5 protein-coding genes are annotated in these 11364 nt (G+C 40.7%); all 5 read left to right on the top strand.

Features of this window, described 5'->3' with window-relative positions; genetic code table 11:
• Positions 1-205: 205 nt before the first annotated feature.
• The 5 genes from FVQ77_01035 (at position 206) to FVQ77_01015 (ending at position 11248) form a co-directional block, all read left to right on the top strand.
• A complete protein-coding gene (locus tag FVQ77_01035; protein MBW8048929.1) occupies positions 206-3091 on the top strand; it encodes a PKD domain-containing protein in 2886 nt (961 codons plus the stop codon).
• Between the two features lie 153 nt (positions 3092-3244).
• The gene (locus tag FVQ77_01030; protein MBW8048928.1) at positions 3245-3799 is read left to right on the top strand and encodes a Uma2 family endonuclease; all 555 of its coding nucleotides are present in this window, start codon (positions 3245-3247) and stop codon (positions 3797-3799) included.
• A gap of 139 nt (positions 3800-3938) precedes the next feature.
• Positions 3939-6317 (top strand): hypothetical protein, encoded by a 2379-nt coding sequence (locus FVQ77_01025; protein MBW8048927.1) that lies wholly within the window; start codon positions 3939-3941, stop codon positions 6315-6317.
• The gene (locus FVQ77_01020) at positions 6286-10185 is read left to right on the top strand and encodes a T9SS type A sorting domain-containing protein (GenBank protein MBW8048926.1); all 3900 of its coding nucleotides are present in this window, start codon (positions 6286-6288) and stop codon (positions 10183-10185) included. The genes FVQ77_01025 and FVQ77_01020 overlap by 32 nt, the downstream gene beginning before the upstream one ends.
• Before the next feature lie 244 nt (positions 10186-10429).
• Positions 10430-11248, top strand: coding sequence for an ion transporter (locus FVQ77_01015; GenBank protein ID MBW8048925.1), 819 nt, complete (start codon positions 10430-10432; stop codon positions 11246-11248).
• The last annotated feature ends 116 nt before the right edge of the window (positions 11249-11364 follow it).

The raw sequence follows: 11364 nt of genomic DNA, 5'->3' as shown, positions 1-11364 counted from the left end.
TGGGGATTCTACATGGTCAACTGCAACAAGTCCAACACATCAATACGCTGTTTCTGGCATCTACTGGGTATGCTTAAAGGTTACAGACAGCTCCGGCTGCTCGTCAACATTCTGTAACCAGGTTAATATTGGTGGAACCGCTCCATGTAATGCCGATTGGTATTACTCGGTTGATTCCACCACCAATACAGCATTTTTTACAGATATGTCAACCACGGGTAATCCACCTTTGAGCTGGTACTGGGATTTTGGGGATTCTACATGGTCAACTGCAACAAGTCCAACACATCAATACGCTGTTTCTGGCATCTACTGGGTATGCTTAACTGTTACAGATGTTTCCGGCTGCTCGTCAACATTCTGTAACCAGGTTAACATTGGTGGAACCGCTCCATGTAATGCCGACTGGTCCTACTGGGCAGATACTTTATATACTGCTTACTTTACCGATATGTCCTCCACAGGTACACCACCATTGAGCCGGTCATGGGATTTTGGGGATTCTACATTCTCAACAATATCTAGCCCGACTCACACTTATGCTGCTCCTGGTTCATACTGGGTATGCTTAACGGTAACAGATAGTTCCGGCTGCTCATCAGACTTCTGTGATGTAGTGAATATTGGTAATGTCAATTACTGTAGTGCAGATTTTAATTATTTGGTTGACACTACAAATACTGTTTCTTTTAACGATTATTCAACAGGGGGAATAACTGACTGGTCCTGGGATTTTGGGGATTCTACTTCATCAACGCAACAAAATCCAACACACACCTATGCTGGTGCAGGTACTTATTGGGTATGTTTAACCGTATGGTCAGATACTAATTGTGTAGACACCTGGTGTGAACCTGTTGTGATCGATCCCAATATTTCATGTTTCACATTATCAACATCCGTCATCAATGCAAGCTGTGCCGGAAGTTGTGACGGTGAGGCAACTGTAATTGTTTCTGGCGGTACGCCCCCATTTACGTATTCATGGGATGATCCGGCAAATTCAATTACCTCTACTGTATCAGGCTTGTGTGCCGGTACTTACACAGTGCTTGTTACTGATTCGAATGGATGTTTTGGGACAATACCGGCTGTTGTGGGCGAGCCTTCAATCATTACCATTGCAATAACACCTGTTGATGCAAGTTGCGGTCTTGCTGATGGTTCTGCAACTGCAGCGGCTTCCGGTGGATCCGGGTCATATTCCTATACCTGGAGTGACGGCCAGACTACAGCAGTTGCCGGCAATCTGTTTGCAGGAAGCTACACAGTAACCGCTACTGACACGAATGGATGTACTGCCTCAGAAGTAGCCACAATAAGCGATGCCGGAGGCCCGTCTATTTCGGTTTCTGCAACTGATGTATCCGGTTGTGCAGGGTTTGACAATGGTTCAATAAATATTACAGTTAACGGGGGTACTGCACCATATACTTACCTGTGGTCTGACGGAAGCGCTGTTGAAGATATTGATAGCCTGACTGCCGGTACATATTCGGTAGATGTAACCGATTCGGCAGGTTGTATAGGTTCAGCAAGCGCAACGTTGGGTGAACCGGCCGGTATGAGTTTCAGCGTGGAAACAACAAAATCAAATTGCGGTGGTTCAAACGGCACGGCTAAAGTGACTGTTAGCGGAGGCGCGTCTCCATTCACTTACCTGTGGGATGGCGGAGAAACCACTGACAGCATTGGCGGACTATCTGCAGGGTCTTATACTGTGGTTGTCACTGATGCCAACAGCTGTGTAGATTCAACCACTGCCAATGTCAGTGATCTTGGTGGCTCAACCCTCAGTGCAGTGATCACGGATGTGAGTTGTAATGGCAGCTCTGATGGCGCTGTGGACATGACTGTGACCGGTGGAACAGGCTCTTATTCATATATTTGGTTTAATGGCAGCTTCACTGAAGATATTGCCGGATTAACTGCAGGAGCATACATGGTAGTCGTCACCGATGCAGGCAATGGGTGCCAGTCAGCAAATACCTTTATCGTTGATGAACCGGATGTACTGACGGTATCGGTGACCGGCTCAGATGTAACTGGTTGCGGTAATGCTGATGGTGACGCAACACCAAGTGTAACAGGTGGGACAAGTCCCTACAGCTATGCATGGTCTAATGGTGATACCACCGAAACTGCTACAGGACTTTCAGATGCAGGGTATGGCCTCACAGTTACCGATGCAAACGGCTGTACAGCAAGCGACAGTGTAACGATAGGGATCGCAGTGCCTGTCCAGGAAATATGCTTGGTAACTATTGATCCTGCCTCCAGCAAATACGTAGTAGTATGGGAAAAATCAGGTTTACCTGTAGATTCTTTCCGCATTTACAGAGAAATTGCTATTACAGATTCCTTTGAGGTGATTGGACGTGTAGCATACGGTGATTCAAGTATATTTGTTGATGCTGTTTCCTTTCCAGCCACTAAATCAGAACTGTATAAAATAGCTGCTGTGGATAGCTGTGGAAATGAGTCAGTATTAAGCGCCCTTCATCACACCTTACACCTTACTGTAAGTTTAGGTCCGGGTGTAATAAATCTGGTATGGGATAATTACATTGGATTTTCAGGTGTAAAGTACAGGATATGGCGAGGCACATCTCCTTTAAACATGGCTATACTAGATTCAATTTCGGGATCATCCATTACCTATACTGACACAATGCCACCGGTAGGAGATAGTATTTACTATCAGCTTGAATTAATTCATCCAACCGGTTGTAATCCTACATTGGCTAAAGTATTGACTTATAATTCAGCCAGGTCTAATGTATCTAACAGGATGACGACCACAGGAATTGATGAGTTTAAAGTTCAAAGTTTAAAGTTCAAGGTTTATCCAAATCCCTACAACGGACAAACCGAAATCACCTATACCCTGGCCGAAAAAGCAAATGTAATGCTTGATGTTTATAATATATTGGGTAAAAAGGTTAAAACCTTAGTGAATATAACACAGAATGCGGGTAAATACCAATATAGGTTCTCCGGATATGAAAATGGAAACTCACCTGGTATCTTTATACTGAAATTGGTAGTGAATGAAGTGGTTTATACCAAACGATTGGTAGAATTGAAATAAGCTATTTTACTCATGGTTTATGTAATGATCTTTAAATAAGTAAATAATTTTAGACTTGAGGGAGCAGATGTTTCCTCACTCTGTGTTGTCGTGTGCCCGCCCCGAATTCCTCGGGGTTTCTACCCGGCAAAATACTGACTTTAATACATCAAAATGTCTCTTACCGTTGCAACAGAAAAGAAAAAATACACCTATCAGGATTACCTCCAAACACCTGATGAGGAGCGTTATGAACTTATTAATGGAGAATTACTTGTGGCACCGGCGCCAATACCAAATCATCAGAGAATTTCAAGGGATGTAGGATATTATATTCTTGAGTTCCTAAAAAAAACAAAATTAGGAGAAGTTTTTTATGCTCCCTGTGATGTTTATCTTGATGAAGAAAATACCGTTCAGCCGGATATTTTTTTCATTTCAAAAGAAAGATTAAATATTATTGGTGAAAAGAAAATAGAAGGAGCGCCTGATATCGCTATAGAAATTGTTTCTTCAAAAAGCGTTTACAGTGATTTGGTTACCAAAAAAAAGCTCTATGCAAAATTTGGCGTAAAAGAATACTGGATTGTGATGCCTAAAGAAAAGAGCATAGAAGTTTATGTATTGAAAGAAGATGTTTTTAATCTTTACAAAACTTTTTCTGAGAAAGATATTTTGGAATCCCTTATTATGAAGGGATTTAAACTAAAATTAAAGGATATATTCTAAAAAAATATAACCAGACAACTAAAAAATATATTTTCTTTCTGAAACTTAATTTACTTTATTTATCTTTGCCCCGCACCCCGAGTACTCGGGGTGCGGGGCTTTGCAGCCTCAATTTCACAACCAACTAATCTTGGAAATTATGAAACTTAATCTGTTTAATCGTACAATTATCAGGAAATTAGTTACTGCAACTATCATTTCCTTAGCAACATCTGTAAACATCTTTGCCCAACTATCAGGAACTTATACTATCGGCATCAATCCAACCGATAGTTTTGCTTCGTTTACCGAGGCGGTTGACACGCTTATCTCACAAGGAGTAGGCGGACCTGTAATCTTTAACGTGCAAAATGGCACCTATAACGAACAATTTGAAATTCCTGTCATTACAAATGTCAATGCAACTAATACCATCACTTTCCAATCTCTGTCAGGGGATTCTACTGCGGTCACGCTATCTTATGGCTCCAGCACCTCTGGCGATAATTACGTAGTGAAGCTGAATGGTGCAAACTTTATTAATTTCCATCAACTAACTATTACAAATACGGGAACCAGTTTTTCTTTTGTTTTTTACTTTTTAGGTGGTGCCAGCAATGATACCATTTCCAACTGTGTCCTAATAGGCCCGAACACTACAAATACAAGTATAAACCTTTCTGTTATCTACGGATATGGTTCTCAGGACCAGAATAATGTTATTAAAAACAACCTTATTGTTAATGGAAGTTATGGAATACACCTGCGGGGAACCAGTACCAGCGTTTTATCTGCAGGAAATGAAATTATTAATAATCAGTTTGTTAACAATTCTTACTACGGTGTAATGGTACGACACCAAAATGCTCCGAAAATCATTAATAACAACATCAATATGAGCAACTCATCTTCATTGGGTTACGGAATTTACACCGCCTATTCCGACAACAACATGGAAATTCAGAAAAACAAAATAAACATGACGAATGGTGGGTATGGGATCTATCTTTTTAACTCGGATGGAAGTTTTATTCTGAAAGGGTCTGTTGCCAATAACTTTATTTATATTGGAGGAACAGGTACTTCCTATGGAATATTTAGCAATGGTTCTACCTATCAAAACATCTTCCATAATAGCGTAAACGTTCTTGGAAGCTCAACCGGTGGAAGAGCATTTTATGCCTCGGGTGGATCAAACCTGGATGTGCGAAATAATTGCTTTAAGAACTCGGGATGGGGATATGCCTATTATACCAATTCACTAACCAATATAGATACATCCGATTACAACAACTATTACGGATCGGGAAATTATTTGGCAAACTGGGGTGGCAATGTAGAAGACCTTATAGCCCTGAAAGTAGTTAATGGCAAGGATGTCAATTCAATATCTGTAAAGCCGGTATATACCTCTAACACAGACCTTCATACCACAATTTTCACCTTAGATGGAAAGGGAGACCCCACAACAGGTATTACTACAGATATTGATGGAGATGCCAGGGCGGGAACTCCCGACATTGGCGCTGATGAATTTGTTGGGGTTGGAACTCCCCTGGCGGGAATTTATACAGTTGGGGGCGTGACACCGGATTTTGTTACGGTCTCTGCTGCTGTAGATTCTTTGAACGATGTTGGTATCTCCGCTTCTGTAACTTTTGATATCAGGGATGGTAGTTATAGTGAGCAATTTCAGGTTTACCCCGTTACCGGAGCGGATGCTACAAAAACGGTTACTTTTCAATCTGAGAACAGGGACTCTTCGCTTGTTGATATAAACTTTAACGCAAGTTCGACCAACCAATATATTTTCAGGTTAAGAGCCGCTGATTATATTACCATTCGCGATTTAACCATATCTGCTAATGGTGTTAATAATGCGATTGCTATCAGAATTTCAGGAAATCCAAAGTTTGACAGCATTTATAATTGCGTTATAAACAGTAATACAAATATCTCGAGTGTAGCTGCTCTTCATGGTAATAGCTCTCTTTTTAATAATATCGTAGTTCAAAATAGCTTGTTCAACAGTGGATATTGGGGAATATATATGAATGCAAACAATGCAATTCTGGCAACCGGAATTGAGGTAAGTAATAATGTATTCTCCGGCCAAACCGATATTAGTATATACCTGGAAGATCAGGATGCATCAATCATCACAAACAATAACATAACCGCCACCGGGTCATTCGGTTATAACGGGATTTACTTATTTAATGTTGAAAATGATTTTGTACTAACAGGAAATACAATCACATCCTCAAATGGGTCGGATGGGGGCATAAGGGTTCACAATTGTACCGGTACGAATTCTAAAAAAGGGCTTGTTGCAAATAATTTTGTTAATATTGGTGGAAACACTACTGCTTACGGAATATATACCCTATCTTCTGACTTCGTCAATATATATTACAATAGCGTACAAATTACCAGCACAAATTCTACTGCGGGCAGAGCGTATAACAATAGCAATGGCGCTAATATAGATGTAAGGAATAATATCTTTGCCAATTTCGGGGGGCTATGCTTATTATAACAACCTTGGTACAGCAATAACTTCCTCTGATTATAATGATCTCTTTACATCTGGAAATTTTGTCGGAAACTGGAATGGGGTAGCTAAAAATGATTTAGCCGCATTCCAGGCAGCAAATAGCATGGATGTAAATTCCATTTCTGTGAACCCGGTGTTTGTATCCAGCACTGACCTCCATACTACAAGTTCATTTGTAGATAGTACCGGCACACCCCTGGGCATTATTACGGTTGATATTGATGGGGATCCCAGGGATTCTTTATTTCCCGACATTGGGGCTGATGAATTTGTTGTAGATTCTACTATGACCCCGCTTATTGGAGTTTATACAATTGGAGGGACATCACCGGATTATGCTACATTCACATTGGCTGTAAGCGATCTTAACTTAAGAGGAATTGCAGGTGTTGTAACTTTTAATGCCAGGCCGGGTACTTATATCGAGCAAGTTGTGGTATTGCCAATATCAGGATCGAATAGCGCTGATACAGTAGTATTCCAATCCGAAACAGGGGACTCTTCGTCAGTAATAATGACCTATAATGCTTCTACAGTAAGTGATAACTATGTTTTCCGGCTTTATGGCGCCAGCCATGTATCTATAAAAAACATGACGCTGGCAGCAACAGGCGGCTCTTATGCAAAGGTTATACATATAAATGGCAATGTTGAAGATGTTAACCTGTTAAATAATCTACTTAGCAGTTCTAATACTGCAAATTCAGTATCTTCGGTAATTGATACTTATAATGATGTAATTAGTGATATTGTAATTAGAAACAATTTTATCAGCGAAGGGTATGTAGGTGTAAACATCAATGGAGATGACGGCATTTTTGCCACAAGAGTGGTGATTGAAAATAACATCATAACCAGTTCTTCCAACACTGGCATTTACCTTGAGGACTGTGACGCTCCGAAAGTAAATGGAAATGATGTATCTAACACCGGAACAACTTATTATGGGATATATCTTGAGGACTGTGACAATGCTTTGCAAATAATTAAAAACAGAGTTGTAAGCAGTGATTATTATTATGGAATTTATTTGCGTAATTGTAATGGTTCAGCTCCGTTTCGGGGACTTATCGCAAATAATTTTTCTTACGTAGGAGGAACGAGCAGCGCTTATGGTATCGAGCTATTTAATTCCAGCTATATGAATGTCTATCACAATAGCGTGAACATTACATCAACAAATACAGGTAGTGGTATAGCTTTTTATGTTTCCGGTGGCGGAAGCAACATAAACGTGAAGAACAATATTTTCTCAAATATCGGAGGTGGGTACGCATATTACGTTGCTTCCGCTTCAACAGGTGCATTTACGTCTTCTGATAATAACGACTTGTATGCTACGGGTAATAACCTGGCATACTGGGCCGGTATTCAGGAAACCCTGGATTCTTTGAAAGGAGCCAGCGGTATGGATATTAATTCCCTCTCTGTCAATCCTTTATTTTATACTAATACTGACCTGCATATTGCCCAAGTGCTATTGATGGGAGTAGCCATGCCTATAGCATTGGTCACAGATGATATTGACGGCCATCCACGCGATCCTTCAACTCCTGATATTGGAGCGGATGAGTTCTTTTGCGAACCCCCGGCATTTAATGTCAGCGCAAGTGATCCCTGTCTGGGTGACAGCACTGTATTTACAAACCTTACAACCGGTGTAGAACCCGGTTCTACTTTTAGTTGGGATTTTGATAACGATGGATTTGTTGATTATTCATCAGGCAACCCTAATGAAACCATAAAGTATTTGTATGCTGCTCCTGATACACATACTGTACAGCTTATCGTATCTCAAATAGCAGGCTGTATTGATACCTTTATTTTTTCAGCAATTGTTCATACTTTCCCTCTATTGAATATCACCTCACAAGGGGCCTATTGCGATTCAGCAAATGGAGAAGCTACCGTATCTGCAGTCAGTGGTACACCGCCATATACCTATTACTGGTCAACAGGAAGCACTGCTACGACAATAACAGGTTTGAACCTGGGTTTATATACGATTACAGTTAATGATGCAAAAAACTGCGCGGTAATTGACACAGTCAACATTTCTGAACAAATGAGCGTAACGGTTACTGAGATCAGCGGCTCCACCTGTGGAAATGCAGATGGTATAGCCGCAGTTACCAATGTAAGCGGAGGCGTCCCCCCTTATGACTTTGCATGGTCAAACGGAGACACTACCGATATTGATTCTACCTTGACTTCAGGTGTTCAATATGTAACGGTTATTGATTCCAATGGCTGTGCGGCTATTGGTACTGTTACAATAAGTGATGTTGGTAATGCCCCTAGTGTTGGGCTCATCTCTTTAACAAATAACAATTGTGCCGGTGAAGAAACCGGTTCAATAAATATTAACGTTATTTGTATTACGCCTCCATGTACTTATTTGTGGTCAAACGGAAGCACAACGGAGGATATTGACAGCTTAAGTGGAGGGATTTATGAAGTAACCGTTACAGATGCTGCCGGGTGTGTTGCTGCAAAAAGCTATACGATTTTCACACCTGATCCATTAACCACAACAGTTGTTATATCAGACGCCAGTTGTGCTGCCTCTGACGGCAGCGCTGTTGTAATTGTGAATGGAGGAACAATGCCTTATACGTACTCATGGTCTACCGGTGGTATTAACCAGATAGAAACCGGTTTATCCGCAGGAATTTATTCGGTAACTGTTACAGATGCAAACCTGTGTTCTATGATTGCTCCTGTGATAGTTAACAATGTTGGAGGCCCCACCATATCAATTGTTTCAACAACAGACGTAAATTGTAACAATCCCTCAATCGGGGCTATTGACATCAACGTTACCGGTGGCGTTGCACCCTATACTTATAGCTGGTCACCAACAGGCGATACAACACAAAATATAAGTAATTTGACTATAGGCACTTATGGGATAACGGTCACAGATGCCAACGGATGTATTGCCGTAGCGAGTATTGACATCAATGAAACCGTACCGGCAATACAGCCAATATGTATCGTAACAGTTGACAGCGCTACCGGTAAAAACCTTATCGTATGGGAAAAAACACCCGGGTTAAACATTGCATCCTATAATATTTATAAAGAAGGGACGCAAAGCGGTAATTATTCAATAATTGGCACTGTGCAATATGATTCCCTTAGCGTATTCCCTGATCCGTTAGCCGACCCGCAGCTAAGGTCATGGAGATATAAAATGTCAGCAGTTGATTCCTGCGGCCAGGAATCCGAATTGAGCCCCATCCATAAAACCATCCACCTGACAATGAATCTCGGTCTCGGTGGTACGGTCAACCTGATCTGGGATGATTACAAGGGGTTTAGCTATAATACATATACCATATACAGAGGTTGTACTGCCGATTCTCTCGTGCCATTTCAGTTTTTACCCAGCACAAATCATTCTTATACAGACCCTTCACCACTTAGTTGCCCTGATCTATTTTATATGGTTGCTGCAGAACACCCAACGGGTTGTTCTCCTACTTTAGCAAAAGTATTGGTTTACAATTCAGCCAGATCAAATGTCTCCAACAGAATAACAACCACAGGTATTTCAGAGCCATCCACGGGTATCGGGAAAAACCTTACGGATTTCATTGTATATCCAAACCCCTATACCGGACAAACCCAAATTGCCTATACACTGACGGAAAGAGCGAATGTAACCCTGGAAGTACTTAATGTATTGGGTAAAAAAGTTAAAACCGTAGTGGATAAAGTACAGAATGCAGGTAAATACCAGTATAGGTTCGGTGGGTCTGAAACAGGAAGTTCGTCTGGTATCTTTGTACTGAAATTGATTGTAAACGATAGGGTTTATACCAAAAGGTTAGTGGAAATGAAATAAAAAAAGACCTTTACAAAATTTAATATTGAGTCCACTCTAAAAAGTCCAAAAAATAAAAATGCCACTAAATCACCAAAGCACTAAATCCCATCCCGAGTACTCGGGAAAAATCAATTAGTTAATTTTTAGTGGGATTTAGTGTTTTAGTGATCTTGTGGCAAAAAAGACTTTTTAGAGTGGACTCATTCCTTAAATTCAAAAACAACTTTCCAGAAAAAAGTTTACCCCGCGAAATCTTTATTAAATGGAAGACAAAGAAGCCATGAGCAAATGGAAGCGAAAGATCCATGAAGTGATCTTTGAAGCTGACACGCCATCCGGAAAGGCTTTTGATATTGGACTTTTATGGGCAATTATCCTAAGTGTAGTAGCGGTGATGCTCGAAAGTGTAAAATCTATTGACGCCTATTATGGCGCTTTTCTTCGTAACCTTGAATGGGTATTTACCATCATTTTCACAATAGAATACATTGCCCGGATCATTTCAACCGGCAAGCCCCTGCGTTATATTTTTAGTTTTTTCGGACTCATAGACCTTCTGTCAATCGTTCCGACATACATGAGTTTCTTTATATCGGGTACCCAGTCTTTGCTCGTGATCAGAACACTCAGGCTGCTAAGGGTTTTCAGGATACTGAAATTAGCACGGTATATTGGTGAAGCACAACATTTAGTTCGCGCGCTGAAGCTAAGCCGTCCTAAGATCGTTGTGTTTTTAATGTCTACAGCAAGTATAGTCACCATCATGGGCACCATCATGTACCTGATCGAAGGACAAGAAAATGGTTTTACGAGCATCCCCCGCAGCATATACTGGGCCATTGTTACCCTTACCACAGTTGGTTACGGAGATATATCTCCTCAAACAGTTTTAGGTCAAACCATAGCATCGTTTATCATGATTATGGGTTATGGGCTTATCGCTGTCCCTACAGGCATTGTCACCACTGAACTGGTAAAAATGGACAAAAGCAACCTCACTACCACAGCTTGTCTTCAATGTTCTGCTGAAGGGCACGATAATGATGCAAAATATTGTAAATTTTGTGGGGCGAAGTTATGAATATATGTAATTTAATTTTTTTATTAAAGAAAGTGTTATACATTTGCCCCGCACATAAATTTTATCAGCACATAAATTTGTACAACATACATTGATTTATGTGCTGGGTTTGCAAG

This window comes from Cytophagales bacterium (genome assembly GCA_019456305.1).
Lineage (GTDB): Bacteria > Bacteroidota > Bacteroidia > Cytophagales > VRUD01 > VRUD01.
This window is presented reverse-complemented; position numbering and strand designations above follow the sequence as displayed.

What these genes read in the sequence shown, in the direction of transcription:
- FVQ77_01025 (MBW8048927.1), top strand. Translation starts at nt 3,939, where the DNA reads ATGAAACTTAATCTGTTTAATCGTACAATTATCAGGAAATTAGTTACT.
- FVQ77_01035 (MBW8048929.1), top strand. Translation starts at nt 206, where the DNA reads ATGTCAACCACGGGTAATCCACCTTTGAGCTGGTACTGGGATTTTGGG.
- FVQ77_01030 (MBW8048928.1), top strand. Translation starts at nt 3,245, where the DNA reads ATGTCTCTTACCGTTGCAACAGAAAAGAAAAAATACACCTATCAGGAT.
- FVQ77_01015 (MBW8048925.1), top strand. Translation starts at nt 10,430, where the DNA reads ATGGAAGACAAAGAAGCCATGAGCAAATGGAAGCGAAAGATCCATGAA.